37 protein-coding genes and 1 riboswitch are annotated in these 26,835 nt (G+C 40.9%); of the genes, 25 read left to right on the top strand and 12 right to left on the bottom strand.

Annotation, left to right across the window (positions count from 1 at the left end):
- The first annotated feature begins 70 nt into the window (after positions 1 to 70).
- The 7 genes from nifX (at position 71) to PN457_RS05935 (ending at position 3,276) form a co-directional block, all read left to right on the top strand.
- A complete protein-coding gene (gene nifX, locus PN457_RS05965; RefSeq protein WP_271731992.1) occupies positions 71 to 460 on the top strand; it encodes a nitrogen fixation protein NifX in 390 nt (129 codons plus the stop codon).
- Between the two features lie 20 nt (positions 461 to 480).
- Positions 481 to 957 carry a NifX-associated nitrogen fixation protein gene (locus PN457_RS05960; protein WP_271731989.1) on the top strand — a complete coding sequence of 159 codons (477 nt, stop codon included), beginning with the start codon at positions 481 to 483 and terminating at the stop codon, positions 955 to 957.
- 142 nt (positions 958 to 1,099) lie between these two features.
- A complete protein-coding gene (locus PN457_RS05955; protein WP_271731988.1) occupies positions 1,100 to 1,309 on the top strand; it encodes a CCE_0567 family metalloprotein in 210 nt (69 codons plus the stop codon).
- Entirely contained in the window at positions 1,306 to 1,623 is a 318-nt protein-coding gene (gene nifW, locus PN457_RS05950) for a nitrogenase-stabilizing/protective protein NifW (RefSeq protein ID WP_271731987.1), read from the top strand. The genes PN457_RS05955 and nifW overlap by 4 nt, the downstream gene beginning before the upstream one ends.
- Positions 1,624 to 1,633: 10 nt before the next feature.
- Entirely contained in the window at positions 1,634 to 2,434 is an 801-nt protein-coding gene (locus tag PN457_RS05945; RefSeq protein ID WP_271731986.1) for a HesA/MoeB/ThiF family protein, read from the top strand.
- 53 nt (positions 2,435 to 2,487) lie between these two features.
- Positions 2,488 to 2,859, top strand: a complete 372-nt coding sequence (locus PN457_RS05940; RefSeq protein WP_271731985.1) for a HesB/IscA family protein — start codon at positions 2,488 to 2,490, stop codon at positions 2,857 to 2,859.
- A gap of 117 nt (positions 2,860 to 2,976) precedes the next feature.
- Positions 2,977 to 3,276 carry a 2Fe-2S iron-sulfur cluster-binding protein gene (locus PN457_RS05935; protein ID WP_200987994.1) on the top strand — a complete coding sequence of 100 codons (300 nt, stop codon included), beginning with the start codon at positions 2,977 to 2,979 and terminating at the stop codon, positions 3,274 to 3,276.
- A gap of 179 nt (positions 3,277 to 3,455) precedes the next feature.
- On the opposite strand, the gene PN457_RS05930 is transcribed toward PN457_RS05935, so the two are convergent.
- Positions 3,456 to 3,884, bottom strand: coding sequence for a DUF1636 domain-containing protein (locus PN457_RS05930; protein WP_271731982.1), 429 nt, complete (start codon positions 3,882 to 3,884; stop codon positions 3,456 to 3,458).
- Between the two features lie 22 nt (positions 3,885 to 3,906).
- Positions 3,907 to 4,102: riboswitch (cobalamin riboswitch) on the bottom strand.
- A gap of 462 nt (positions 4,103 to 4,564) precedes the next feature.
- Here PN457_RS05930 and PN457_RS05925 point away from each other — a divergent pair.
- The 5 genes from PN457_RS05925 (at position 4,565) to PN457_RS05915 (ending at position 6,621) form a co-directional block, all read left to right on the top strand.
- Complete coding sequence (locus PN457_RS05925; RefSeq protein WP_271731980.1) at positions 4,565 to 5,029, top strand: ankyrin repeat domain-containing protein; 465 nt, start codon at positions 4,565 to 4,567, stop codon at positions 5,027 to 5,029.
- 107 nt (positions 5,030 to 5,136) lie between these two features.
- Positions 5,137 to 5,349: a hypothetical protein gene (locus PN457_RS18315; RefSeq protein ID WP_280793085.1), complete on the top strand. Its 213-nt coding sequence runs from the start codon at positions 5,137 to 5,139 to the stop codon at positions 5,347 to 5,349.
- Between the two features lie 219 nt (positions 5,350 to 5,568).
- Complete coding sequence (locus PN457_RS18310; protein WP_334310748.1) at positions 5,569 to 5,799, top strand: hypothetical protein; 231 nt, start codon at positions 5,569 to 5,571, stop codon at positions 5,797 to 5,799.
- Positions 5,800 to 6,093: 294 nt separating this feature from the next.
- Entirely contained in the window at positions 6,094 to 6,228 is a 135-nt protein-coding gene (locus PN457_RS18305; RefSeq protein ID WP_280793087.1) for a nitroreductase family protein, read from the top strand.
- 18 nt (positions 6,229 to 6,246) lie between these two features.
- Complete coding sequence (locus PN457_RS05915) at positions 6,247 to 6,621, top strand: hypothetical protein (RefSeq protein ID WP_271731978.1); 375 nt, start codon at positions 6,247 to 6,249, stop codon at positions 6,619 to 6,621.
- Here PN457_RS05915 and PN457_RS05910 read toward each other — a convergent pair whose 3' ends face one another.
- The gene (locus tag PN457_RS05910) at positions 6,622 to 7,083 is read right to left on the bottom strand and encodes a hydrogenase maturation protease (protein WP_271731976.1); all 462 of its coding nucleotides are present in this window, start codon (positions 7,081 to 7,083) and stop codon (positions 6,622 to 6,624) included.
- A gap of 176 nt (positions 7,084 to 7,259) precedes the next feature.
- On the opposite strand from PN457_RS05910, the gene PN457_RS05905 reads away from it, so the two are divergent.
- Positions 7,260 to 7,766 (top strand): hypothetical protein, encoded by a 507-nt coding sequence (locus PN457_RS05905; RefSeq protein WP_271731974.1) that lies wholly within the window; start codon positions 7,260 to 7,262, stop codon positions 7,764 to 7,766.
- Positions 7,767 to 7,995: 229 nt separating this feature from the next.
- Here the strand turns inward: PN457_RS05905 and PN457_RS05900 are convergent, their stop codons facing one another.
- Positions 7,996 to 8,418 (bottom strand): hypothetical protein, encoded by a 423-nt coding sequence (locus tag PN457_RS05900; protein WP_271731972.1) that lies wholly within the window; start codon positions 8,416 to 8,418, stop codon positions 7,996 to 7,998.
- Positions 8,419 to 8,571: 153 nt separating this feature from the next.
- Between PN457_RS05900 and PN457_RS05895 the strand changes: the two genes are divergently transcribed.
- On the top strand, positions 8,572 to 9,405 hold the full coding sequence (locus tag PN457_RS05895; protein WP_271731970.1) for a Uma2 family endonuclease: 834 nt from the start codon (positions 8,572 to 8,574) through the stop codon (positions 9,403 to 9,405).
- A gap of 66 nt (positions 9,406 to 9,471) precedes the next feature.
- On the opposite strand, the gene PN457_RS05890 is transcribed toward PN457_RS05895, so the two are convergent.
- On the bottom strand, positions 9,472 to 11,067 hold the full coding sequence (locus PN457_RS05890; protein ID WP_271731968.1) for a nickel-dependent hydrogenase large subunit: 1,596 nt from the start codon (positions 11,065 to 11,067) through the stop codon (positions 9,472 to 9,474).
- Between the two features lie 48 nt (positions 11,068 to 11,115).
- Positions 11,116 to 12,078 carry a hydrogenase small subunit gene (locus PN457_RS05885; RefSeq protein WP_271731966.1) on the bottom strand — a complete coding sequence of 321 codons (963 nt, stop codon included), beginning with the start codon at positions 12,076 to 12,078 and terminating at the stop codon, positions 11,116 to 11,118.
- 737 nt (positions 12,079 to 12,815) lie between these two features.
- Between PN457_RS05885 and PN457_RS05880 the strand changes: the two genes are divergently transcribed.
- The 11 genes from PN457_RS05880 to hypB all read left to right on the top strand — a co-directional run bounded on the left by PN457_RS05880 (position 12,816) and on the right by hypB (position 22,907).
- Complete coding sequence (locus PN457_RS05880) at positions 12,816 to 13,793, top strand: tetratricopeptide repeat protein (protein ID WP_271731964.1); 978 nt, start codon at positions 12,816 to 12,818, stop codon at positions 13,791 to 13,793.
- Positions 13,794 to 13,827: 34 nt separating this feature from the next.
- Complete coding sequence (locus tag PN457_RS05875; protein WP_271731962.1) at positions 13,828 to 14,067, top strand: asr0689 family protein; 240 nt, start codon at positions 13,828 to 13,830, stop codon at positions 14,065 to 14,067.
- An 8-nt stretch (positions 14,068 to 14,075) separates the two neighbouring features.
- A complete protein-coding gene (locus tag PN457_RS05870; RefSeq protein WP_271731960.1) occupies positions 14,076 to 14,297 on the top strand; it encodes a hypothetical protein in 222 nt (73 codons plus the stop codon).
- Positions 14,298 to 14,501: 204 nt separating this feature from the next.
- Entirely contained in the window at positions 14,502 to 15,338 is an 837-nt protein-coding gene (locus PN457_RS05865; protein ID WP_271731958.1) for a NifU family protein, read from the top strand.
- Between the two features lie 114 nt (positions 15,339 to 15,452).
- On the top strand, positions 15,453 to 16,631 hold the full coding sequence (locus tag PN457_RS05860) for an NHL repeat-containing protein (protein WP_271731956.1): 1,179 nt from the start codon (positions 15,453 to 15,455) through the stop codon (positions 16,629 to 16,631).
- Between the two features lie 44 nt (positions 16,632 to 16,675).
- Positions 16,676 to 19,054, top strand: coding sequence for a carbamoyltransferase HypF (gene hypF / locus PN457_RS05855; RefSeq protein ID WP_271732009.1), 2,379 nt, complete (start codon positions 16,676 to 16,678; stop codon positions 19,052 to 19,054).
- A gap of 74 nt (positions 19,055 to 19,128) precedes the next feature.
- Positions 19,129 to 19,380, top strand: coding sequence for a HypC/HybG/HupF family hydrogenase formation chaperone (locus PN457_RS05850; RefSeq protein ID WP_271731954.1), 252 nt, complete (start codon positions 19,129 to 19,131; stop codon positions 19,378 to 19,380).
- A gap of 46 nt (positions 19,381 to 19,426) precedes the next feature.
- A complete protein-coding gene (hypD, locus tag PN457_RS05845; protein ID WP_271731952.1) occupies positions 19,427 to 20,566 on the top strand; it encodes a hydrogenase formation protein HypD in 1,140 nt (379 codons plus the stop codon).
- A 38-nt stretch (positions 20,567 to 20,604) separates the two neighbouring features.
- Positions 20,605 to 21,678, top strand: coding sequence for a hydrogenase expression/formation protein HypE (gene hypE / locus PN457_RS05840; protein ID WP_271731950.1), 1,074 nt, complete (start codon positions 20,605 to 20,607; stop codon positions 21,676 to 21,678).
- A gap of 42 nt (positions 21,679 to 21,720) precedes the next feature.
- Positions 21,721 to 22,062 (top strand): hydrogenase maturation nickel metallochaperone HypA, encoded by a 342-nt coding sequence (gene hypA, locus PN457_RS05835; RefSeq protein ID WP_271731948.1) that lies wholly within the window; start codon positions 21,721 to 21,723, stop codon positions 22,060 to 22,062.
- Positions 22,053 to 22,907, top strand: coding sequence for a hydrogenase nickel incorporation protein HypB (gene hypB, locus PN457_RS05830; protein WP_271731946.1), 855 nt, complete (start codon positions 22,053 to 22,055; stop codon positions 22,905 to 22,907). The genes hypA and hypB overlap by 10 nt, the downstream gene beginning before the upstream one ends.
- Positions 22,908 to 22,958: 51 nt before the next feature.
- Here the strand turns inward: hypB and PN457_RS05825 are convergent, their stop codons facing one another.
- The 7 genes from PN457_RS05825 to PN457_RS05795 form a co-directional block, all read right to left on the bottom strand.
- Entirely contained in the window at positions 22,959 to 23,330 is a 372-nt protein-coding gene (locus PN457_RS05825; RefSeq protein ID WP_200988012.1) for a hypothetical protein, read from the bottom strand.
- Complete coding sequence (locus PN457_RS05820) at positions 23,323 to 24,327, bottom strand: LLM class flavin-dependent oxidoreductase (RefSeq protein ID WP_271731944.1); 1,005 nt, start codon at positions 24,325 to 24,327, stop codon at positions 23,323 to 23,325. Before PN457_RS05820 ends, PN457_RS05825 begins: the two co-directional genes overlap by 8 nt.
- A gap of 12 nt (positions 24,328 to 24,339) precedes the next feature.
- Positions 24,340 to 24,678, bottom strand: a complete 339-nt coding sequence (locus PN457_RS05815) for a hypothetical protein (RefSeq protein ID WP_271731942.1) — start codon at positions 24,676 to 24,678, stop codon at positions 24,340 to 24,342.
- 148 nt (positions 24,679 to 24,826) lie between these two features.
- The gene (locus PN457_RS05810) at positions 24,827 to 25,168 is read right to left on the bottom strand and encodes a DUF5615 family PIN-like protein (RefSeq protein ID WP_271731940.1); all 342 of its coding nucleotides are present in this window, start codon (positions 25,166 to 25,168) and stop codon (positions 24,827 to 24,829) included.
- Positions 25,165 to 25,389, bottom strand: coding sequence for a DUF433 domain-containing protein (locus PN457_RS05805; protein WP_271731938.1), 225 nt, complete (start codon positions 25,387 to 25,389; stop codon positions 25,165 to 25,167). Before PN457_RS05805 ends, PN457_RS05810 begins: the two co-directional genes overlap by 4 nt.
- Before the next feature lie 229 nt (positions 25,390 to 25,618).
- Entirely contained in the window at positions 25,619 to 26,257 is a 639-nt protein-coding gene (locus PN457_RS05800) for a histidine phosphatase family protein (protein ID WP_200988015.1), read from the bottom strand.
- Positions 26,258 to 26,360: 103 nt separating this feature from the next.
- Complete coding sequence (locus PN457_RS05795) at positions 26,361 to 26,495, bottom strand: hypothetical protein (protein ID WP_271731936.1); 135 nt, start codon at positions 26,493 to 26,495, stop codon at positions 26,361 to 26,363.
- Positions 26,496 to 26,835: the final 340 nt, after the last annotated feature.

The raw sequence follows: 26,835 nt of genomic DNA, 5'->3' as shown, positions 1-26,835 counted from the left end.
GAATCAATTACTTCTCAATCCCCCATACCCTACACGCAATACCCGATCCTTAATTCACAAAAAAAAGAGAATGAAAATTGCCTTTACCACCAGTGACCGAGTTCATATTAATGCTCACTTCGGGTGGGCTAGAGAAATTGATGTTTATGAAATCTCTGACGAGGGATATCAATTTCTGGAAACTCTCAAATTTGAGGGTGATCTCAAAGAAGATGGTAACGAGGATAAAATCACCCCTAAACTTGATGCTTTAGTGGATTGTACCATCGTTTATGTTGCTGCCATTGGTGGTAGTGCCGCAGCCCGTTTAATTAAGAAAGGCGTTACCCCAGTCAAAGCCAAATCAGAAGCAGAAGAAATTAGTGAAGTTCTCACAAAACTAGTAAAAACCCTCAAAGGTAATCCTCCCCCTTGGTTGCGTAAAGCATTGAGACAAACCACTCCTAACTTTGCAGATTAACTTGAAGTTTAAGCCACGGTATGAGTACAAATAATAGTGTGAACGGAAGCAGTGATACAGTAGTCTTCAACTCGCCTTTTCTCAAGACATTAGTCCAGCAAATCCGTGGACAAGACACTTATGGCGTTTATCGTAACTGGTCAGATGAATTAATACTCAAACCCTTTGTAGTTACGAAACAGAAGAAACGGGAAATTTCCCTAGAGGGTGAAGTTGATCCGATTACTCAAGCTCGGATTATGGCATTTTTCCGCGCTGTAGCGGCTGGTGTAGAACAGGAAACAGGCTTAATTTCTCAGGTAGTGCTTGACTTAAGTCATGAAGGATTTGGCTGGGCGCTGGTTTTTTCTGGTCGTCTTTTGCTAACTAAAAAAACCTTGCGTGATGCGCACAGATTTGGTTTTGACTCCCTAGAAAAATTAGCCCAGGAGGGAGAAGCCTATGTGCAGAAAGGTATTGAATTAGGTAAAAGATTCGCCGAGGTAGGTAACCTTTAAAACAGCTTTGGAGATCCCGGACTTCTGGTGTAGATGCTCAAGAGTCTGGAGTTTATGAAAGAAGTCCGGGATCTGAAACTGCTAAATAGATACAAAGGTGTTTATGGGGATTTTTCTGCGGTGTTGATCATAAGGAGTACTAGTGAGCGAAACAAGTATTACAGAACTGAAAAACCAAATTAAGCGCCTGAATAGTAAAGCTGGTCAAATGAAGATGGACCTGCATGATTTAGCTGAAGGTTTGCCCACAGATTACAAAACACTTATGGATGTGGCGGCTGCGACTTATAAAATCTATCAACAGCTAGATGAGCTTAAGCAACAACTCAAAATTCTGGAGAATTCTCAATGAGTGGAACTATGAATGAATTCAAAAAGCTGGTAGATGCGGAGGAATTTTTTAATTTTTTTAATTTGCCCTACGACCAAGAAATTGTCAATGTAAATCGGTTACATATTTTGAAGAAATTTTCGCAATATATGGCGGAAGTTGATGATCATGCTCCTGATTTGAGTACAGAAGAAAGACTTGATCAATATTCTTTGGCTTTGCAAAAAGCTTATGATGTTTTCCTGGAATCAACCCCCCATGAACAAAAGCTGTTCAAGGTGTTTAATGAGAAGCCCAAGAATGTAGTTACGCTGACAGAAATCACTTCTGATTAGGAGGTAAAAAGTGATCAACCTAACGCCTACCGAGTTGGAACGCTATAGTCGCCAAATGATGCTCCCAAATTTTGGCGAACTAGCTCAAAAACGCCTGAAGTCTGCAACAGTTCTGGTTACGGGTGTGGGGGGATTAGGCGGTACGGCGGCGCTTTACTTAGCAGTAGCGGGCGTTGGGCGGCTAATCCTAGTCCGGGGTGGTGACTTGCGCTTGGATGATATGAATCGTCAGATTTTAATGACTGATGATTGGGTAGGTAAGCCAAGGGTATTCAAGGCTAAAGAAACTCTGGAAGCAATTAATCCTGATGTCCAGGTGGAAGTAGTTCATGATTACATCACCCCAGAAAATGTAGACTCGTTGGTACAATCGGCTGATATGGCGCTAGATTGCGCGCACAATTTTACAGAACGCAATTTGCTCAATGAAGCTTGTGTACGCTGGCGTAAACCGATGGTGGAAGCAGCAATGGACGGGATGGAGGCTTACTTAACTACCATTATTCCAGGTGTAACTCCTTGTTTATCCTGTTTGTTTCCAGAAAAGCCGGAATGGGACAGACGTGCTTTTTCAGTTCTCGGCGCTGTCTCTGGGACACTAGCTTGTCTAACAGCGTTGGAAGCCATCAAGCTGATTACTGGGTTTAGTCAACCTCTGTTATCGCAATTGCTGACCATTGACTTGAATCGCATGGAATTTGCCAAGCGCCGTTCTCAGCGCGATCGCGCTTGTCCCGTATGTGGTAACACTGCGCCTTGGAGATATGGTCACTCCCCATCAATGGAAGCTACCAGCAATTGTACAACGTAGTCTTTAGTCATAATTGACACAAATCCCCACACTAGAAATCGGCAGGAAAGGTAATGGCTGTTAGCTTAACAGAAAAAGCAGAATTTCGTCTGCGGGCATTTTTACGAAGTTCAGCCTCTGATAATAACGAGACTAAAAAAGGTATCCGTGTATCTGTGCAAAATGGTGGTTGCAGTGGCTATGAATATGGTCTTGAGATCACCAGTAAACCAAAACCAGATGACTTGGTAATTCAGCAGGGGAATGTGCTGATTTATGTTGATGCCAAAAGTGCGCCGTTATTAGAAGGGGTAATCATCGACTTTGTAGAAGGGGTAATGGAAAGTGGCTTTAAGTTCACTAACCCCCATGCAAGTGATACCTGCGGTTGCGGAAAATCCTTCAAAACAGATGATGGCACACCTACGGGGATACCTTGCAAATAGGACTTGGAATTGAACCCCATCAATGTGCTGCTGTCTTCCGCGTTGCTACTCGCAGAGTTCACTAGATAAACTTCGAGACATCCATCTGAGCGTCTAAATTTTGAGGAGAATCGGAAAATGGCTACCTACCAAGTGAGATTAATCAACAAAAAAGAAGGACTGGACACCACAATTGAAGTAGATGAAGATACTAACATTGTGGACGCAGCAGAAGAAAATGGTATTGAATTACCTTTCTCTTGTCACTCAGGTTCTTGCTCGAGTTGTGTAGGAAAAGTTGTAGAAGGTGAAATTGATCAATCTGATCAAAACTTCTTAGATGACGAGCAAGTATCTAAAGGATTCGCTTTACTTTGCGTTACCTATCCTCGCTCTAATTGCACAATTAAGACCCACCAAGAAGCATATCTTGTATAGAATATTGCTTAAACCGCTACTATCAGCAATATTTGCTTACAGCAGTTTTGACCGAGATAAACTCAAGATTTATTGATATTCATCTGTGTTTATCTGTGGTTCATTATCTTTTCATCTACTACACCCACTGCTAAACTGCAATCAAGATGAAGGATGAAGTATATCCTTCATCTTTTTTTTTAATTACAGATTTTTGCCTCAGTACAATTTATCTGTAAAGGCGTAGGTACTGCTGGAATACGAGCTAAAATTCCTTTCTTGAGAGGTTCTGGACGTTCACCCCAGGGTAACAAACCTTGTGGGTGTGCATAATATTTACCAGCACACTGGAATATACCCTCTACTTCTGCTGGCGATAGCTCAGGAGACAGATCCCCGAAAAGATAAGTATATTTATCATGTGAAGCAAAGGAAACAACACAAGAGCGATCGCATGCGCTCATACATTCTACCGGTTGAATCCTAAACTCTGTGTTCAATTCCCAATGGGGATAATGTGCTTGTAAGTGCTTGAGAAGTATTTCTCCGCCACTTTCACCTACACGTTTACCGCCTTCCCACTTACTCCCACAGGTTGTACAAACAAATATTGTATGTTCTGCTCTCATCTATACCTCGTAGATTGTAGCTTAATTTACTTTTATATCGGCGGGTATTCTGACTTAGGCAATTTTAAATTTTAAATTTGGTGTTTTTGGTGTTTTAAATCTCAAACTAAAAATCTAAAATCGGTTTACAGCTGCGGGACAGCGCCGGACTTACACCGAACTTTCCCCCTTACCTCTAATAGTTAATTTATATTAGAACCGAATATATAGTAATTTAGCATATTTTCGTCAAATTTATCACACATTAAATCAGAAAGTTCAGACATCCTGTAAGGCATTTACGGCATCAGTAGCAGTAAGTAAGCTACAACATGGACTAAATACAAACGATACCAAAAAATATCTAGTTTATTAGATTTGTAATTTAGCTGTATTTTTAGATTTTCTTCAGCCAATTATCCTACAGATGTATGGGGATCTTTATAAATCATTCATAATTCAAACTTATCAGAGTGATAATATATAAATAAGCTAAATTGTTGCTAGTGAACTTAAATCTCAAAAAACCCTGCCAAGATTTATCTCTGAACTTGGGTACAGCTAAAACTTCAGCATGACCGGAGATAGATGCAACAAAAAAATCATGATAATCTGCGTAAATCTTATTCTGGACTTTTTCTACTTCGCTATAAACCTCTATTCAAATTGATGAGTCCGTTTAGGGATATCAAGGATTAGTTATGAATCAGATCAAAAAGCAAAAATTGAGTGAAGTTACCCAGCAATGGCTGATAGCAAATGGTTATAATCCCAATAACTTAAATCGACAAGGTAAAAATGGCGACACAGCCTTGATAAAAGCTACTAGAGAAGGAGTATATGCAGTAGTCAAAGAGCTAATTGACTTAGGCGTGAATATTAATGCCAAAAATTATGATCGCAATAATGCTTTATGGTTTGCTTGTTGTGGTAATCATTATGAGCTAATTAGCTTACTCCTAGCTACAGAAATTGATATTAATAACCAAAATGATAACGGTGCAACTGTTTTAATGTATGCAGCATCAGCAGGGAAGACGGGGGTGGCTAAGTTACTTATACAACACAAACCTAACTTAAATTTAAGGAATTTTGATGATTGTAGGGCTATAGATTTAGCTAGCAATATGGAGATATTAAGGTTACTTCAAAACGCCGAAAGGTAAGAATTTAGACAGGCTTGACCGATATATTAGTAAGCATTATTACTTATCTGTACAGGTGAGTCCAAATTATGTAGATCCTTACACTCATCCCCATTAATTTAAAGTTTATGCCGAATTTTAGGGGGGTGAAATTAAATCTCAATAATCCCCTGCATTCGTTTATCTGGCTAACTAGTGCAGTTACCCAGGAAAGGGCTTTATATCCTAGGGAGGTTTATCTACTTCGTGGGATGTGGGGAATGGTGGATGGTATCTATCATTTGGAAGTTGACAATAATTCTCTCGCACTCACCTATGAATTAATTGATGATGGAGTATAAAATCATATTATACCAGCAAAAAGTATCAAGTGATGCTTTTTTTAAATTAGTTGTGTTTATTATAGGTCTAGTTGGAAATATCAGGATAGGAGACTAAGATATTGCTTTCTGGATAGCGGTCATCATTTAGGGGTGATTGCAACATCAGCTGATCTCCATAACCAAGATATACAACTTATTTTTGACTTTGATAAACTTGATGTCAATAGGTTGTTAGGCTTGAAAAATAAAGAGCTTATCACTGCTGGGGTAATCTCAGTCCAAATCCAAGACAAGCCAATTAGAGCTTTGGGACTGCGGGTTTCTTTTGTCTGGGGTACACATTATTTTGAAGCTGATCAATTTATTCAATATAGGTATCAAGCAACCGCTTTGCAGCAGAGTCCAGTACAGCCATTACAACAGCCACAGTTTAACTTTGACAGAGATAAGTTTTATCCTATTGTGTGAAATAGACGTTGAGCGAGACGTTTCCGGAAACAGTTTATTTCTCAAGAAGATTATCTATATCTCTGGCGACAAATCGCACAACCAATACCAACAGATGATTTTGAGAAAATCGAAATTTACTCTGTTATCGCGTAGAGGGGATGTTACCTGGATTATATAAAGGTACACATTTGCTCAAAGCGGGTGATTTCAGAGAACAGACGGGTTACTAATGCGTCAATCAGGCCATTCATTGTCAGAGGTGGCGCTGTAACTTGGTTTTTGGTATCTGAATAGACAAATTATCAAACAGCTATGCAATTAGCAGGTTTTGTGGGAAACAAAATTTATTTAGTTAGCAACTATTTGGGAATTAATTGTACTGTAATTGGTGCTTTTTATGATGAGGAAACTCAAGATGTTCTCTATGGAATGGCTATTGGCAAATAACTAGGATCATAACGAGAGATGGCTAAGAATAATTTCTATTTTGATAGTGATGATTCTCATCCTATGCAGCCGACATCGGCAGATATTATACTACGGCAACAACTAGAGTATTCTATTAGTAGGTATTTTTATCACGGGTGCGATCGCACCATTCAAAATCTACTCTCTAATTGTCGCTGGTATGTGACAACCCGCGCTAATGCGATGACACTAGTAATTGAATGTCCGGATCAAGTTACTAACTGGCGGGTTTTACAAAAAATTGTCCCCATGGGAACATTACTTCACTCTATTATCAGCAGTGCTAAAATTCGGGTTTGTCCCCCCGATAGTCAGGGTGTACCTTTTGAAATGAGGGTAGATGAACTTTCAGTTTATCGTGATTGGGCGTAATTAGTGATTCAATTTACTGACTAATTCTTGAAAAACTAAATCAGCAGAATTTTGCACTACCGGACTTAGCTCTAGTCCTAAATTAAGATTGGCAGCTTCAATCAGGTAAACTGTTACTTGTTGGGGAAAGTCTTGATTAAAGATTTTCCTCCCAGCTGCTAAAGCATGATCCCAGCGAAAATCATGTAAGTTATAACTAGGTTCTGGTAATGCTTCTAGTTCTTGTCCGGGGACTTGAAATACAGCACCTGGTTCTGAACCTGTGGAACTAGCATCAATAATTATTAATTCTTGACTACCTCTAGCTTGAAACATTACTTCCATCCCAGCGGTTCCACAGTCATATACTTGCACATGGGGATGGGGATTTTGGGCTAGATATTGTTGTAGGCGTTGAGCAATAATGACCCCAACAGCGTCGTCACTGCGGTTGAGGTTACCGCAACCAATAATAGTTAGCATAGGATGAGATTTAATTACTTAAATCAACTTTAGGAATCCTATTTGACATTTGAAAACATACTGAGACTGAAAAGCCCGTTGTATAAGGGTTTCATCTGAAATCTTGTTCAGTAATCAAACAGGGGTCTTATTGTTAAATTTCTGGTTGATTTGGGAAGAATAAGTTAAGATTACAGATGTTTAAGGTTTTAAGGGCTAAAATCATGAGTTTTGGGGATGCATTAAAAAAAGGACTTCGTTGGGGAGCGTATGTAGGATTGGTTTTGGGTATCTTCATTGTATTCTTTGGTAATTCGGTAACTACAGAGCGAATTAACGAACTTGTGATTAACGTACTTGTGATTGCACTGGTGACTTGTTTAAGTAGTATTCTAGGCTGCATTCTGGCTCTAATTATTTTAGGCATAATAGGTACTCTACAATTGTTGAACTGGTTGTTATGTTTGTTGGCAGGAAGTCTTCTAAGTTTTCTTACTGTTTTGATTAGTGGCTTGGTTACCTGGGTGAGTATTGCACTTATTCCAATTCTGTTTCTCTTACGCGAATATCTGGCTGAAAAATCACCTAAATGGATAGATCAAGCTATAGATAATGCAATGGTTGTGTTTCTCACTAGCATATTTATTACGGGTTTAACATTTGTTTTCCAGCACTTTACTGGTATTACTCTAAGATTAGTTTAGTTTTATGTTGCGATCCAATCCTTGATAATAGGATCGTGTTTATCTTCGCTCAAGGCAACATAAAAGGTAGTTAGAGACAAAACCTTTGAATAAATCCGTGGCGACTGGAAGTCGCGGCTACACAGACAAAATCGACCTGCGTGGGTTTAAAACTCTTAATTTCTCTTAGTCCGCGCAGGAGAACTTTGTTTGTGTAGTAGCGGATTCTACTCGCAGAAAACTTTTAAAACTACAACTTTACATCATATTTTTTGGCAATTTCCATAAATTTTTCACACTGCTTTTTTGATGCGTCCGTTAATATCATTTCTGCTTGTTGTGGAGTATTGCCATCTTTAGGAATTAAATACTTGACATAAAGTGCTATAAAATCGGCTATAACTGCCAATCCAGATAAACCATGTTGGTCAGCTTCTTTCCCAGCGATCGCAGCTACTAAACCAGCTTTAATTGGGTCAGGTTTCACCTTCATAAACTGGTCAATGAGTTGGGTAATATACTCTGTGGGTGGCAAGTTATTCAACTTACTTTGGTCTGGAGTAAAATTACATTCTGCGGCTTTTGCTTGCTCTAAAACACACCATTCTATGAATTCTTGTAGTGCGGCTTCAGGGAGGCGAGGGAGATATCTATGTAGCGGTATATCAGACACAGGCTTACCGTGTAAATTGTTTTTTTGTGAGGTGCATCATAGCTAGCCTAACCCATTACCGCTATTACTTTTAGTATGTTAAGCTACGATATTTTTATAATAGGCATTGTTGAAAAATTGGATTATAATCGTCATAAATAACAGGTAGTGTTTATGGTAACATCCTCCCTAGTTAGTCAAACCACATCACCCCCAGGGATAGTCATCACTTGGGAACCATTACCGCAGGACTTAGACCTAGAGGATGAACCGGTGGATAATACAGGACAACCACTATTAGCAGGTGCATTAAGAGAAAGTTTAGAAATTGCTGGTTTTATCCAACCACAAATGTTAATCGCCGCTAACTTTGGGCTATGTGCTACCCTTGATGGCCAGTTTATTGCTAAAGCCCCGGATTGGTTATATGTACCGGTAGTTAAGGAAATATTACCAGATAGGAAAAGCTATACACCCCACTTAGAGGGAGATATTCCCGCCATAGTCATGGAGTTTCTTTCCGATAAAGAGGGGGGGGAATATTCAGTCAAACGTACATACCCACCCGGTAAATGGTTTTTTTATGAACAAATTTTACAAGTACCAGTGTATGTAATTTTTGAGCCAGAGGGAGGACTATTAGAATATTATCAGTTAGAAAATGGGCGGTATGAGTTAAAGTCAGCGGATGAAAATGGCCGCCACTGGGTAGAGAGTATGGGGCTATTTTTGGGAACATGGCGGGGAGACAAGGAAGGGCGCAGTGGTTATTGGTTGAGATGGTGGGATAATCAAGGTAACTTGTTACCCTGGGCGGTGGAGAAGATTTTACAAGAACGCCAACGCGCAGAACAAGAACGCCAACGCGCAGAACAAGAACGCCAACGCGCAGAACAAGAACGCCAACGCGCAGAACAAGAACGCCAACGCGCAGAACAAGAACGCCAAGAAAAGGAAAAACTCAGAGCCTATTTACAATCCCGGGGAATTGATCCTGATATTTTGTAGGGTGGGTCAAATAATCATTGATAGCAACAATTAACAACTTGCTGCTACCAAGACATCAAACTACACCTAAGCAGTACGAAAACGTGCCAACTCTGCGCCAGTTTTCGCATCGTGAGCGTGAACAGTACACACTAAACAGGAATCAAACGATCGCGCCACGTGACCAACCTCCACCGGGTCGGTAGAATCTTCTATGGGTGTCCCGATTAAAGCTTCTTCAATCGGACCGCGTTTACCTTCACCGTCACGGGGGCCAATATTCCAAGTACCAGGAGCAATTACTTGGTAATTTTTAATTTTACCCTTTTCTACCTCCACCCAGTGAGACAAAGCTCCCCGCGCTGCTTCCGTTGCGCCCCAACCCTGGCCATCTTTTTCTGTAGGTTTAATATACCAAGGGTCATTTAATTTAAACTCCCGTAAGCAGTGTTCAGCTTGGCGATATAATTTGACAATCTCGTGCAATCGTCCTAACTGGCGTAGGTGAACACTAGCACCACCCATGTGCTTAAATACATCTAGGATAAATCCGTCATGGTGTTGCCAGGATTCGCCGTGATTACCACCAGCTACTAACTGCCGGGCTAGTGGTCCAGCTTCTAAGCGTCCGAAATCTTGGTGGCGTACAGCACTAGACCAAGAGTAAGCATTGTCAAAGTCTTTACTGTTATTAACAGTGGGTTTAGTAGTGCGGTTGGTTGGGTGAATATCTGCGATACCTTCATCATACCAGGAATGAGTGGTATTTTCCCGGATTTGGGACTGCTCCATTAAAGTGTGAGTATCGCTGAAGCTGTCATATACACCACTTTTCATAATCATGGCAGCATTGCGCCCAGCAATGGTGGGCTTTTGGTATTTGTCCTCATGGGCTAAATATCCCCAAGTGACATATTTACCAACACCAGCGCCATATCTATCAAGACCGATATCTAAACCCATGCGCCAATAAAAACCCAAGTCAGACTCACGATGATTCAGGTCTTCATCTAGCCAGGCCATAAAATCATCATAGGTGCGGATTTGTTCATAACGTTCTAGGGAACAACCCAACCATACAGGCTCTAACCAATTGGTGCGGAAGTATTCCAGGATGGCCCAAGCGCGGGTAATATCGGTGAGGGTGGGGGCGCACATCACACCACCAGGAACCATGTAACTAGAATGCGGCCATTGACCGCCGAATAAAGCATAGATTTCTACAGGTTTGCCGGAAATTGTCACACCAATTTCGTAAGATTTACCAGTGAAAGCTGCAAAGCGGCGACAAGCTTCTTCATAAAAGCGACTACGACGGTAATTTTTATTGGTGAGGTCAATGGCAAACAATCCATAAAAATACCTAGGTATACTTTGCATTGTTTCCACAATTTGACCCAAATTTCTGGCCAATATGGCATTGCGGGGTACTTCTGTACCCCAAAGTGTATCTAATGCCCAAGATGCACTGGTGAGATGGGAACCACCGCAGATACCGCAGATCCGGGGTGTGACAATTAATCCGGCTTGGGGGTCTTTGCCGCGTAAGATAATTTCAAAGCCGCGAAACAGTTCGGCGTGTGTCCAGGCGTTGACTACCCGCCCATTTTCAATATCAACGCGCACATCTAAATCCCCCTCAACTCTACCAACGGGGGAAATATCTAATGTTTTAATTGCCATTCTCCTCTCCTGTAGTTAATTAAGGAATGGGGTCTCTAGTTCCATTCCCTAAACTGTGAAAAAGTCTTCTTCTGCCCAAGCTGGGGCTGCATCTTTAGCGGCCATGGTCAACACGGCGTAGTCTTTGGGTTTGACTCCGGGGGGTAGTTCTTTAGGTACTCCCATGATTGTTTGGGTTTTAAATACGGTTCCTGGTTGGAGGTCAAAGAAGGGGAATTCTGGTTCTGTACAACCTAAACAAGGCATACCGGCGCGAGTTTTGGAGGAAACACGGTTCCACAAAATGCGGTTACAGGATGAGTGGGTCATCGGACCACGACAACCTAAATCATAAAATAGGCAACCTTTACGTTGACCAAATTCCCCTGTGGATGCTTTGTAAGCAAAGTGAACGTTACGGGTACAGCCTGTTTGGGTGTATGTGTTGAAGAAGGTTTGGGGACGATGTAATTCATCTAGGGCGATGTCGGTTATGCGTCCGGTGGCGATCGCCACTAATATCTGCGTAATCCAATCGGGATGGGCGGGACATCCGGGAATATTAATTACGGGTAGTCCGGCTTTAGAAACAAAATCCTGACCTAAAAAGCCCCCTGGTTGACGCTTGAGATATTGCAACCCTGTTGATTCGCTGGGGTTGGGTGACATGGCAGGGATTCCCCCCCATGTGGCGCAGTCTCCGACTGCTACAATGTATTTAGCCGCTTGGGATAGGTCGGTTAACCAGTCTTTCATGGGGCGATCGGCGAAACGGTTCCATTCCCCTGTACCATTGGGAGCATTTACAACGCTGCCTTCAAACACTAGGATATCTAGGGGAATTTTGCCTAGGAAGCAGTCCCAGAGGAGGGTTTGTAAGTCGTTACCTAGTTCCAGTCCCAAGGAGGGATGCCAAAGTACCTTAATGCCAAAGTCGGCAATTAAATCGCACACTGTCGGTTCTTCGGCGTTGAGAAATGACATGGTGTTACCTGAGCACGCACCACCTTGCAGCCATAGTACGTTAGTCATTAGCTACACATTTTTGTATTGTTGGTTATGCACTGATGGAGGTGATGAGACTTGTAGAGTATCACCTGTTAATCAATATTCATTATTATAATTTAATTTTTGAATTGATTATTTTTTCTTCATCAAAAGATAATATACTCTTGAAGTTACCAACGTACAAATACCTTTTACAGCAGTTTTTAAGTAAATAAATATCATAAATCTTGTGGGTTGGGCATCGGTGCCCGTCATTTTCTGCTTAAATCAGATCAAAGGGTTTGTAAATTAAAGCCTTTTTCAGGCTCATGAAGTACACACCAATTCCCTATTCTCTATTCCTTGTTCCGGTGTTCCCTCAAACTAAAAAACTTTGTACCTCACGAGCATGGGAAATTCTATAAATATTTCAGGTGTTTAAAGGTGATATCAATATTGGCAATTTACCGGTTGATTTTGCTCAACAGATGCCTTATGGTAAAAGAATTGATTTTCTAAATTTTCCAGATAGATTAATCTAATCTATAGCTTTTTGATGTGTCTAATGAAGTACACACTAATTCGTTACCTGCTCCCTAAAACTAAAAAACTTTGTACCTCACGAGCATGGGAAATGCTATAGCGCCGATTTCATTCTTACCTACTTGGATTTGATTTTGGGCTTAATTGCCAAGTGTTGATTTATGGGATTTTAAACCTGTGTACATCCGCCGAGTTGATAAATTTACCCACTAATGGGCTTTGACCAAATCACGGCAGTTATGAACCCCACTATTACAGATTCAGCAGTAAAAGCAGCGATCGCAGCTATTGGCTCGGAGTCGGCCACAGTAGCAGAAAAAATCCAGATGCTGATTGAAATGGCTCAAGGCTTTCATAAGCAGCCCAAAACCGCCCAAGATTTACGCAATGCAATGGGTCTATATTACCGAGCCTATCAGATGTGTGGTGAGGAATACCCCCTATTGCAAGCCAGGGCTTTGGTGGGGATGGCAGGGACGTTACAAAGTATACCTGATGGCGGTTCTCAACTGCTGCTAGAAGCCAAAGCAAATTATCAGCAGGCTTTGCCAATTTTACAGCAATTAGCATTACCGGAAGAAGTGGCAGAGGCACAGATGAATCTGGGGCTGGTTTTGCAGTCCTTAGTACCATTCAATCTGGCACGGATGACCGACAGTATCCAAGCTTATCATCAGGCTTTACAGGTGTTTACTTGGGAGGATTACCCACAGGAATACGCAATTTTATACAATAATATTGCGATCGCCTACTTGTCTATGCCCATGGCTTCACAACAAGAATACCTACGCCAAGGGTTAGCAGTACAATCCTTTGAAGTAGCATTAAAGCACATTAACTTAATTGACCATCCTCGTGAATATGCCATGTTGCAAAACAATTTGGGTAATGCTTTGCAATATTTAGTCAGTTCCCATCCTTTGGATAATAACTTACGGGCGATCGCAGCTTATGACGAAGCCCTCAAAGTCCGTAACCCCAGAGACACCCCCCTAGAATACGCCAACACCATATCGAATAAAGCCAACGCCTTATTCAACTTACCCGACGATGTAGAAAAGCCAGAATTGGGGAATCCTCAAAACCTCCTCCAAGCATATAATTACTATCAAGAAGCTTGGGCAATTTTCACTAAACACGAACAGCAAGAACAAGCAGAAATTGTTACCCAAGCTATACAAGATATAGAAGTACAAATGCGCGTAACTATGGATTAGTTGGGAATTTACTTACACCTATCACCGAATCACCATGACAGAAATACTCACCAACTTAGCAGATGGTAACTTAAACCTAACCACAGAAATTACCTGGATATTGATAGCTACAGCATTATCAATGTTTAGTGGTGCAATTAGTGCCATGATATTAGCAGGAAAAGATATTGGCTATCAATTTTCAGCCACTTTAGGGGCATTATTTGCCCCTGCTGGTGTGATTCCAGCCATATTATTAAGTTTTGCTCTACTCAACCTATTCAGCAGTTATTAGGAGGCATAATGTTAGAACTGGGATGGCTATCTGCCAAATTATTTTTCAAAGGTAAACTTCTGCGTGACCCATGGGATTTTTTCCAAAAAATTCTCATGGCTTCAGGTATTAGTTCTCTCATATTGATATTATCTCAAACTGCACTCCCTTTTTACCTAGCAGTGACAGTATCTAGTTTAATTACAGGTGCCATGATGCCATATTTATTGAAAGATTTCAAAATGAAATAAATCTACCATCTGCAATTAATCAAATACAGATGAATCAGGATTTATATGTATTCATCTGTATACCCTGCGCTTAGTAGTTAATTGCAGCAAATTTTATTTAAATGAGAGGGCGGGAAAATACCGAGCCTATAAGAAAATTGATAACTTGGCTAATAATTCTATCACCAAGTCAGCCAAATACTACCAACTATCGACCAATATCTCATGACCAAGCTGGAAGAATTAGTTACAGAGATTAACCGATTTGAAGCGATTATATCCCAATGGGATGAAAGCCAAAGGTGTGTAGCTGTAGGATTAAAAAGAGCGATTGAAGATTTACATAAAGCAGCACTGACCAGTTTAATTAAAACCGTCAAAAAAGAATCAATATCGGCCTTGCGGCGAGCAGTAGATGATGACATAGTATATTCAGTTCTGCTGTACCACGAACTAATTAAACCGCCACAAGCACCTTTAATAGACAGAATTCAAGCAGCTCTTGCAGAAGTTCGACCAGGCTTAAAAAGCCATAACGGGGATGTAGAATTTTCAGCACTCAAAGCACCTGATACAGTAGAAGTTAAATTAATTGGTACTTGTAGCAGCTGTCCCACTTCCAATTTAACCTTAACTCAAAGTGTGGAACAGGCGATAAAAAATCATTGTCCCGAAATTACTAAAGTTGTTGCTGTTAATCATAGTGCTACCGCTGTCAATAGTGCATTTTATCCGGAGGATACAGCGACTTGGGTGAAAGTGACAACAGTGGATCAAATTCCCCCATCTGGAATATTGACAGGTAAAATAGGCAAGAATTCCCTGATTTTATATCGTCATGGTGAAAATGTTAACTGTTACCTGAATGCTTGCCCACACCTAGCAACTCCTTTAGATAGAGGTAAGTTAGATAATCACATTCTCACTTGTGCATCTCATGGATTTCAGTATAACTTACAAACTGGTGAATGTTTAACTGTTGCGGATATTCCATTACAGTCTTATCCAGTACACATTAAAACCGATAAAGTGTTTGTAAAATTGCCTAAATATTCTCTTTAATATCAGCAGTTTTTACATTCTCATGAAGTACACACCAATTCCCTGTTCCCTATTCCCTGTTCCCTGTTCCCTCAAAAAAAATACCCTGTATTTATCAATCTTGATCTGTGGTTAATGGATATACCCATCAATATTATTAATCCTGCGTCCCAGTTATTACTATTATCCCCTCATGGTGCAGAGGTGATTTTAGGTGATATAATTACACCAGAAATATTAGCAGTGCCTATAGTACCTAGTGCGGTATCTATGTTTGGCCCCCGTGGTGCTTGTTTATTATCTCCAACCGGTCCATTATGGGTATCCGATACAGGACATCACCGCTTATTGGGATGGCGAAATTTACCCACTAGAGATAGTCAACCAGCTGACTGGGTAATTGGACAACCGGATTTTCAGCATGAGGGACAAAATGCTAAAGGTTCACCAGGAAGAAATACTTTTAGTGTTCCTACGGGAATTTGTGCTTGTGGTCATGGGTTAGCGGTTGCTGATGCTTGGAATCATCGGGTATTGATTTGGCAAAATGTCCCGGAGGATAGTCATGTACCAGCAGATTTAGTGTTAGGTCAAGCTGATTTTAGCCATTGTGAACCCAATAGAGGTACTCTAGCAGCAGCTGATACTATGCACTGGCCCTATGGTGTTTTCTATCATCAAGGTAAGTTATTTGTGGCTGATACGGGAAATCGGCGGTTATTAATTTGGCATGAATTACCTACAGAAAATGGTCAACCAGCTGATTTAGTTTTGGGACAACCAAATCTGATATCGCGCCATGAAAATGGGGGGGGTGCTCCTACTGCTGCGAGTATGCGCTGGTGTCATGATATGACAATTTGGAATCATAATTTAGTGGTGGCTGATGCGGGGAATCATCGGGTAATGATTTGGGAGGGAATACCTACAGAAAATAATGCGCCTTGTGCGGTGGTTCTAGGACAACAAAGCTTTGATGTTGTGGAAATGAATCAAGGTGTTTATTTTCCTAGTGCTGGTAGTATGAGTATGCCTTATGGTGTAGGTGTTGGTAATGATTGGTTGCTGGTTGCTGATACTGCTAATTCCCGGTTGTTAGGATGGAAAGGACGGGAATCTTTATTATTATTGCAGGGGGCGGTGGCTGATGCGATCGCCGGACAAGCAAATTTTCAGAGTAAAGGTGAAAATCGTAATTTTGGGTTACCCAGGCGAGATAGTTTAAATTGGTGTTATGGGGTGAAGGTTTGCGGTAATACTGCGGTGATTGCTGACTCTGGAAATAATCGGGTTTTGTTGTGGCGGTTACAGTAACAGTTTTTTAAATTCTCAGGCGCAAAAAAAGAACCATGGAAGATGTGGTAACCCAAGAAATTAGAGTTCGTGGTACTGTTCAGGGTGTCGGATTTCGCCCTACTGTTTATCGTCTAGCTAAAGCTGGGGGGTTGTGTGGTGAAGTTTGTAATGATGGTGAGGGGGTTTTGATTCGGGTGTCTGGAAGTGAGGAGGCGATCGCTGAGTTTGTAGAACGACTATATATTGAATGTCCCCCCTTGGCAAAAATTCAGGAGTTGATTCGCACACCTTATCAGGGTAAGTGGAGTTTTCCTGATTTTGTGATTGCTCACAGTGTCAGCAGTTCTATTAAAACTGAAATTGCTCCTGATGCGGCGACTTGTCCCCAATGTCAACAAGAAATTTTTGACCCCTTTAGTCGGTTTTTTCGTTACCCTTTTACTAATTGCACTCACTGCGGTCCGCGCTTCAGTATTATTCGTGGGATTCCTTACGATAGATGCAATACCAGTATGTCTGCGTTCCCTATGTGTGCGGAATGTGAGCAGGAGTATAATGATGTGGAAAATCGCCGCTTTCATGCCCAACCTGTAGCTTGTCATACTTGCGGACCCACAGCTTGGTTAGAACGCGCCGATGGTCAACCTGTGACGGCTTCCATGTTTTCTATGCTCGATGATGTGGATGCTGTTTGTACTTTGCTGCAAAAAGGGGAGATTGTCGCTATTAAGGGGTTGGGTGGTATTCACCTAGCTTGTGATGCAACTCAAGAGGGGGTTGTGCAAAAACTCCGTCAACGTAAACACCGTGATTATAAGCCTTTGGCTTTAATGGCGCGGGATATTTCTATTATTGAACAATATTGTATAGTCAACCCCAGGGAAAGGGAATTACTACAGAGTCCCGCTGCGCCGATTGTATTGTTACATCAAAAACCATGGGAAAATGAAGATGGGCAGATAATTCCTCAGTTTCCCATTGCGCCTGCAGTTGCACCAGGACAAAATACCCTGGGTTTTATGTTACCTTATACGCCTTTACATCATTTAATTCTCCGGCGGATGAATCGCCCTATTGTGTTAACTAGTGGGAATATTGCTGATGAACCACAATGTATTGATAATGGCGAAGCTAGGGAAAAGTTAGGTAAAATAGCTGATTATTTTCTCTTACACAATCGCGAAATTGTCAACCGAGTTGATGATTCTGTGGTGCGGGTGGTTGATGATAGAGTAAAAATCATTCGCAGAGCTAGGGGATACGCACCAGCAGCGATGAAGTTACCCCCAGGATTTGAGCAGGTACCGCCGATTTTAGCAATGGGTAGTCAGTTAAAAAATACTTTTTGTCTGTTGCGGGAAAATGAGGCGATTGTTTCTCAGCATTTGGGGGATTTAGGAAATGCAGGGGCTTTTTATAGCTATCATGATACCCTCAATCTCTATTTAAATTTATTTGAACATCAACCCCAGGCGATCGCTGTTGACAAACATCCTGAATATCTGGCGACAAAACTGGGTAAGGAAGTCGCACCTGTGAATAAAGTTAAACTGCATCACATCCAACATCATCACGCCCATATTGCTGCTTGTATGGCAGAAAATGGTATTCCTTTAAATGCACCCCCAGTTTTAGGTATTGCTTTAGATGGTTTAGGTTATGGCGAAGATGCTACATTTTGGGGGGGTGAATTTCTGTTAGCAGACTATCGCCGATTTCAGCGATTAGCAACTTTTAAGCCTGTAGCTATGATTGGGGGTGAACAGGCTATTTATCAACCTTGGCGTAACACCTACGCCCATTTACTCAGCGCCGATCTTTGGGAGACTTGTCAACAAGAATATTCTGACTTGGAAATTATCAAATTTTTACAGCAAAAGCCCTTAAAGCTGATTAATCAAGCTCTAGCACAGGGAATTAATTCCCCCCTCGCTTCCTCCGTTGGGAGGTTATTCGATGGGGTAGCAGCTGCTATGGGTATTTATCCCGAAAAATGCAGCTATGAAGGACAAGCTGCGATCGCCATGGAGGCTTTAGTTAATCCTCTGAGTTTAAATAATTATGAAGAAACTCTAATTTATCCTTTTGAGGTGAATTTTTCCGATAGTATTTACTATATAGACTCCAAACCAATGTGGCCAGACTTACTTCGGGACTTACAAAAACAAGTTAAGCCATCAGATATAGCTAGAAAGTTTCATACAAGTTTATCTCAAACTATTGTCAATTTAGTTAAACATCTGTGTCACGAAAATGTAATTAATCAGGTGGCTTTAACAGGGGGTGTATTTCAAAACTGTATCTTATTAGCACAGGTAAAGGCAGGTTTAGAAAACTTAGGTATCCATGTACTGACCCATAATTTATTTCCTGCCAATGATGGCAATATATCATTGGGACAGGGGGTGATTACAGCAGCACAATTAATGAATCTTCCTTAAAATGCTGTTGAGGTTAATTTCCCCTAAAGTAAGGTTGTACGGCTACCCTATGGTTATTCTTACAGAAAAAAACAATGTGTTTAGGAATTCCCGGTCAAATTATCGAAATCAGCGATATTAACCATAAATTAGCGATAGTTAATATCGGTGGAGTTAAACGTCAAGTCAATATTGCTTGTATTGTTAATGAAGAACATCCCCCAGAAAAATGTATTGGTGATTGGGTACTAGTTCATGTTGGTTTTGCTATGAATCGGATTAATGAGGAAGAAGCAAAGGAAACATTACAACTACTAGCAGAACTAGCTCAAGCAGTGAGTAATTAAAGGTCTACGGGTTACGCCACGCTACGCTATCAGCAAAAATACTTTTATGAAATACGTTGATGAATTTCGAGAACCGGAAAAAGCCGCAGCTTTAACCAAGCAAATCACTAAACTTGGTCAGCAGCTAGAAAAACCTATTAAAATCATGGAGGTATGCGGGGGACATACCCATTCTATATTTAAATATGGTATTGAAGATATCCTTCCCCATAACCTAGAACTGATACATGGCCCCGGTTGTCCTGTGTGTGTGATGCCAAAGGGAAGATTAGATGATGCGATCGCCATCTCCCAACATAATAACGTTATCCTCGCCACATTTGGGGACACTATGCGGGTTCCCGGTTCCCATACTAGCCTCTTGCAAGCCAAAGCTAGGGGCGCAGATATTCGCATGGTATACTCGCCATTAGATAGTCTACAAATCGCCAGAGACAACCCCGATAAAGAAATAGTCTTTTTTGCCCTAGGCTTTGAAACCACCGCCCCCAGTACCGCCCTCACCATCTTACAAGCAGCAGCGGAGAACATCACTAATTTTAGTATGTTTTCTAATCATGTCCTGGTAATTCCCGCCCTCCAAGCCCTACTAGATAACCCCGACTTACAACTAGATGGATTTATTGGCCCTGGTCATGTGAGTATGGTAATTGGGACAGAACCCTATGAATTTATTTCTCAAAAATATCATAAACCTATAGTAGTTTCCGGTTTTGAACCCTTAGATATACTCCAATCAATTTGGATGCTGCTACAGCAACTAGTAGAAAATCGTTGCGAAGTTGAAAATCAATATAACAGATTAGTAGAACCAGCTGGAAACCTAGTCGCATTGCAAGCCATCAACCAAGTTTTTGCAGTTAGAGAAAACTTTGACTGGCGGGGTTTAGGGGACATACCTAAATCAGGCTTAAAAATCCGTCCTGAATATGCCCAATTTGACGCAGAACTAAAATTTACTATTCCTAACTTAAAAGTCAGAGACCACAAAGCCTGTGAATGTGGAGAAATCCTGAAAGGAACCTTAAAACCTTGGCAATGTAAAGTATTTGGTACAGCTTGCACACCAGAAACACCTATAGGAACCTGTATGGTTTCCTCCGAAGGAGCCTGTGCAGCCTATTACAAATATGGCAGACTTGCTGCCATGAGTAAAAAAGCCGCAAAAATTGCCTTAACCCCATAGCAGAATCATCAATACTGCTGCTGACTCAATATTTAAACATGAATATTTTCCCCAACAACAAAACCCAAAACCCCCCCAAAACTAAACTTAGAGATACTCATATTACCCTCGCCCACGGTAGCGGGGGTAAAGCCATGCGGGATTTAATCCAAGATATTTTTGTCAGCAGTTTTGATAATCAAATTCTTGCACAACTAGAAGACCAAGCCAGTTTAAAGTTAACTCATCTCACAGCACAAGGTGATAGACTGGCATTTACCACAGATTCCTATGTAGTAGACCCTTTATTTTTTCCCGGTAGTGACATTGGGGAATTAGCCGTTAATGGTACCATTAACGACTTAGCCGTTAGTGGTGCTACACCTTTATACCTCACTTGTAGCGTAATTTTAGAAGAAGGTCTACCTGTAGAAACCTTGCGCCGGGTGGTTGGGAGTATGAAATTAGCCGCCCAAAAAGCTGGCGTGCAGATTGTCACAGGTGATACTAAGGTTGTGCATCGTGGCGCGGCGGATAAACTGTTTATTAATACTACAGGTATTGGGGTAATTCCTGAAGGAATTAACATTTCTGCCCATAATATCCAAGTGGGAGATGTAGTAATTATTAATGGTGAGTTGGGAAATCATGGTACGGCGATTTTAATCGCTCGTGGGGAATTAGCATTAGAAACTCATATAGAAAGTGACTGTCAACCATTACACAGTTTAGTAAAAACTATCCTGAATGTTTGTCCTGAAGTTCACGCCATGCGGGATGCTACACGGGGCGGTTTAGCGACGGTTTTAAATGAATTTTCTCTCAGTTCTGATGTTGGTATTCGTGTCCATGAACCATCTATTCCTATACGGGAAGAGGTACAAGGAGTTTGTGAAATCTTAGGTTTAGACCCCTTATATTTAGCCAATGAAGGTAAATTAGTTGTGGTGGTAGGGGGTAATCACGCAGAAACTGTATTATCAGCGATGAAGTCCCACCCCGCCGGTAAAGATGCTTGTATAATTGGTGAGGTTATTGCTTCACCTCCGGGAGTTGTCTTATTACAAACAACTTTTGGGACTCAAAGAATTGTTGATATGTTAGTGGGGGAACAATTACCGAGAATTTGTTAATTTTTATCTGTGTGTATCTGTGGTTTCAAATCTGATCAAAATATGCATGAGTTAGGAATTACACAAAATATTGTCGCTATTGTGAGCGAACAGGCCCAAGGGGCAAAAGTTAACCGCGTAGTTTTAGAAATTGGCGCACTTTCGGCGGTTTTACCGGAAGCTATAGAGTTTTGTTTTGACATCTGTACTCAAGGTACAGTATTAGTAGGAGCCATATTAGAAATTAACATAATCCCTGGTTTAGCACGCTGTCGTACTTGCAAAGCGGAAATAACTTTAAATAAACCATTTGGTATATGTAGCTGTGGTAGCGTGGAATTAGATTTAATAACCGGTGAAGAACTGAAAATTAAAGAAATAGAAATAGAGGAATTATGTGTGTAACCTGCGGTTGCTCTGATAATGCTCACATTACAATCACTAATTTAGCCACAGGTGAGGTGGAACATAATCATCACCACACTCATACTCACAGTTTACCTGATGGTACTGTAATTACCCATTCCCATGATCATCAGGGTGAAGAGTCTCAAATTCATGCTAAAATTCATGGCACAACTATATCTTTAGAACAAGATATTTTAGCTAAAAATAATCTGTTAGCAGCCCAGAATCGGGGATGGTTTCAAGGACGGAATATTTTAGCTTTAAATTTAATGAGTTCTCCTGGTGCTGGAAAAACCACTCTGCTCACCCGGACGATTCAAGATTTAAAACACCAGTTACCTATTAGTGTTATTGAAGGCGACCAAGAAACAGCTAATGATGCTCAAAAGATTCAGGAAACAGGCTGTAAGGTTGTGCAGATTAACACGGGTACTGGTTGTCATTTAGAAGCTGCTATGATTGCTAGGGGTTTACAGCAGTTAAACCCCCCTCTTAATTCTGTGGTGATGATTGAAAATGTGGGAAATTTAGTATGTCCAGCTTTATTTGATTTGGGAGAACAAGCTAAGGTAGTGATTCTCTCGGTGACTGAGGGAGAAGATAAGCCGATAAAATATCCCCATATGTTCCGCGCTAGTGAAATTATGATTCTCACTAAGGTTGATTTATTGCCTTATGTACAGTTTGATGTAGAAAAATGTATTGAGTATGCGCGACAGGTTAACCCTAAAATTCAAGTTTTCCAGGTTTCTGCTACTACTGGTATGGGTTTAGAAGGTTGGTATGGGTGGTTATCAGCAACTGTTGCTGATTTTCTCCCAGTTTCTGTTGAACTCAGTTAAATTCCCTCCCCGCAGGACGGGAAGGGTGAATATGATGGGACAGGTTGGGTATTAGAGCCAATCCCGATAAGCGGAAATCTCATTCACCCTGATTTCAAAGGGTGTACCTTTGCCAAAGGGAGGATAAACGCGAATTTTGGCATCACTGGTAAACCGTTCTAGCCTGTTTCCTAACTGGGGAATATTACTGACTATATGCCAGTAAGATACTATATCAGGGCAGTCAATGATTAGTGTCAGGGTGGTACTATTCTTGGTGAGATACCATTGACATTTAGATAAGAGTACTTGAGTAATGCGATCGCAGGCCTGAAAAAAGCATATACCAGTAGACCGCTCTAACTCTAGATGCAGCATTCCATCTTGTTTTGTTACCTCGGTGGGAGGTAAATCATCAGGAGGAAGCTGGTGTAGTTTAGACATAATTCCGAACCTCTTGGTTGTAACGCTGCAAACTCTCTAAGTTGTTTTGCAAAACAAAGGAGGAGGGTTTGAGCGCTAATGTGTCGAGATTTAACTCGTCCTGAAATCTGGTGATTTTGTCGCGACAAGTCCTCACATCACCAATAATTGAGTTCTCAATTAAGTAGTCTTCATCAAAACAAATATTTGTGCGGTCAAATGGTTTTTGGTGAGGATTTGAGCCTTTCTGGATGATCTGCGCCGTGTTGGCTTGCATTTTTTGGCTGAATTTACGGATGAATGGTAATGCGGCGCTGATTGCTTCATCGTTTGTTTTACCAACATAAAAGAACCGTGCTAATACTAGTTTCTCAGCACCACTAGGATTCACAGCTCGATATTTAGCGACGGTATTTTTTAATCTCTCTAAGGAGAATGGCGGCCCCCCCATTAAGCCAAAGGAATTTTCAGCCGCAAATTGTATACCTTGATCATCACCAGTGGCTATGTAAACTGGGATTCTATGCTGCAAGGGTTTGGGGGTAATTGTCAAGCGATCGCATTGATAATACTGTCCGTTAAATGAAACATCAGCATCATACAGCAGCTGTTGAATGAGGGCGATCGCCTCTAACATTTTGGCGCGAGATTCCCCCATGGGTGTACCAAAATGCTTGTTATGTTGGGGAAATGGCCCACCCTTAGCCACCCCAAATAATAATCTACCATTACACAAATTATCGAGAGTAGCAATATCCTCCGCTACTCGGATCGGGTTATGAAATGGTAATAATACTGCTGCTGTACCTAATTGAATAGTTGAAGTTAGTCCCGCAAGGTGTCCCATCAACACCAACATAGATGAGCTGAGATTGAACTCATTAAAATGATGTTCACTCACCCAAGCTGAATCAAAACCTAAACTCTCCGCCTCTTTTACTAGCGCTACCTGTTCCCAGATGCTGTGACTAGTATTTTGATCATGGTTTTCGTAATTGCAAAAAATTCCGGTTTTCATTTTTGGCGATCGCTATTTAGTTGTCACCCATTGCAATTCCAACCACAACCGGGGATTGGTCTGCTTGAGCTTGGACATGGGATCGCGTAGCAGTCGCTTCGCGTTCATACAGACTACTTCCACTAGCCCCATATTATGTGCTAGTTCTCTGAGTATATGTTTTTGCGCTTGCACATGAGGAAGTATTTCTTCACAGCAATAAATTCCTATATATTGCAAACGTTTAGCTGGTCGTCCCCAAAAACAGGTGATAACTTTCACATGACACCCGTCTAGTAATTCCCCAAGTGTTGGGTAATATTGAGTTACGACTCTTGTGAATTCTTTAGCCAGGATATGTTCAGCAATCATATCAACTGATATTTATGTAGCGGTCATCACGCTATTTAATATAACATATTATTGTCAATTAAACCTGACTTATAGGATTTATTTCTATTTTTACAAAGGAATAAGTACAAATTGCATGATCGGCGATCGCACTGAAGAACCGCAAAAATTATCTAAATGCTTCAATTATATCTAAATAGACATTAACCAATTTATGGTCAATTACCAAAGCTTCAATTTGTGGCCAAGTACGAACTAAAAACTGATGAAATTCGCGTTTTCGCATATTGCCAAAACGGAGATGTACTACTTTAGGTGGGGAAAAATCAAGCATCAGTCGATCAGAAAAGTCTGCATCTTTCGTAACAATAACCAGTTTTTTCTCCTTTGCATATTCCCAAATTTCCGTATCACTTGGACTCGTACCTAAAACCGAAACATGAACGATGGGTAAAGATGGAGTGAACAGGATTTTAGCTGGTAAATTTTCATCGAAGAAAAAACCATTCATGCAATTTTTCTTACTTCATAGTGATTCGCCATCAATCTTGCTGCAAATTGGATACACGCATAAATATCTTCTCGATTCAGAGAAGGATATTCTTCAAGGACTTCTTCAATAGAATCTCCTGCTCCCAAAAATTCCATAATTGTTTGCACAGAAATTCGGGTTCCAGCTATAATGGGTCTTCCATTACAAATATCTGGATGGATATGGATAGGACTTTCCATTAAGGTTTTGTTACCTCCGTTATTACCTAAATTGACTCTATCCTGACGTAGAGCAGCAAAAAGCTATTGTTTCCTTAACCTAACCTATCTATCATATCACCGCCAACTCTGCTGGCTGCATCAATAAAAAAATGGCGCGTTACATTTCATTAACGCACCCTACAGGATCGGCGATCGCACTTTGTAAGTGAGTATGATTTCAAGGTCAACTTAGACCCAGACCCTGTGATTAAGTTCCTGGACGAGAGCGCAGATGATCGGGTATGTGATGGCGATCGCCTAATATTTCTAACAAGGGACCATTAACATCAAATTTAAGCATACTTACCGATGCAACTAAAATATTGACCCGATAGCGATAGCGTCCTAAATCAATTCCCAGTAAACTGCAAAGCATAATCCGAATTGTAGCTTTATGGGAAACTACTAAAACATTACCTTGAGGATGTTTTTCTTGAATTTCAGCAATTACCGACATAGAACGGTTAGCAATCTCTACCGCCGTTTCTCCACCTAGGGGCGCATTCCAGGCCGGTTCTGTTAACCATTTGACATAGTTTTCTGAGTAATTCTCTTGCACAAAGGATTTACTCTTAGTTTCCCATTCGCCATAACTACCTTCCCTCAATCCGTCACGCAACTGCATATTGACACCCACAGCATCACAAAACGGCTTGGCCGTTGCTATTGTGCGCTTCATGGGGCTAACATAAACCGCTGACCAGTCCAATTTTTGATAAACATTAGCAAAACTCTCCGCCATTTCCATTCCTGCTGTAGTCAAATCTGCATCAGTTTGACCACAGAAATTACCACTTTGGCTAAAAGTAGTTTCTCCATGTCGCAGTAAGTATAAATTAAGTGTCATAGCTGCCGTGGATTGGGAAATTAAAGAGCTTGTGCAGAAATAAACTACCACACACTTGGCTATTGAATATGTAATACCAGAACAAAGTAATTAAGAGGTTTTTTTAGGGGCGGTATTCCTTTTTGTCTCGTTTGCGCATTTTCCTGTCTTCGGCATTTTCCGAGGAAATATTTTGTATGTTTATTGGTTTACCCGCTTCCAGGATAAGTCGCTGTTGACTGGGAAGAGGTATGAGCATCAACAGCCATTATTCCCCGTCTGATAGCGAAAGTCCACTAAAAGTGGACTAGTGGGTTACATATAATACTCTAGGCAATGATTGTTAACTTTATTTAAAATCTTATATTCAATACTCAGTGGGATTGATCCGACTTTAGTCAAACTTAATGAGAGTAAATAAGGGGGTTTATCTCTACCCTAGGGTAGATGACAAACTGACAGTTATTCTAACTTAAAGTTATTTACACTTGTATAAATTTTAATAAACTGTCTGCTAAATTACTGTCTGCTATCCTCTATATTGAAATTTCTGCCCTTGTATATCCCCTAGTTTCCCCATGTCCAGACTTTTGATTAGC

The organism is Anabaenopsis arnoldii, from assembly GCF_028331025.1.
GTDB classification, from domain to species: Bacteria; Cyanobacteriota; Cyanobacteriia; order Cyanobacteriales; family Nostocaceae; genus Anabaenopsis; species Anabaenopsis arnoldii.
The sequence above is the reverse complement of the archived record's forward strand: the minus strand, read 5'-3'. Positions and strand labels throughout refer to the sequence as shown.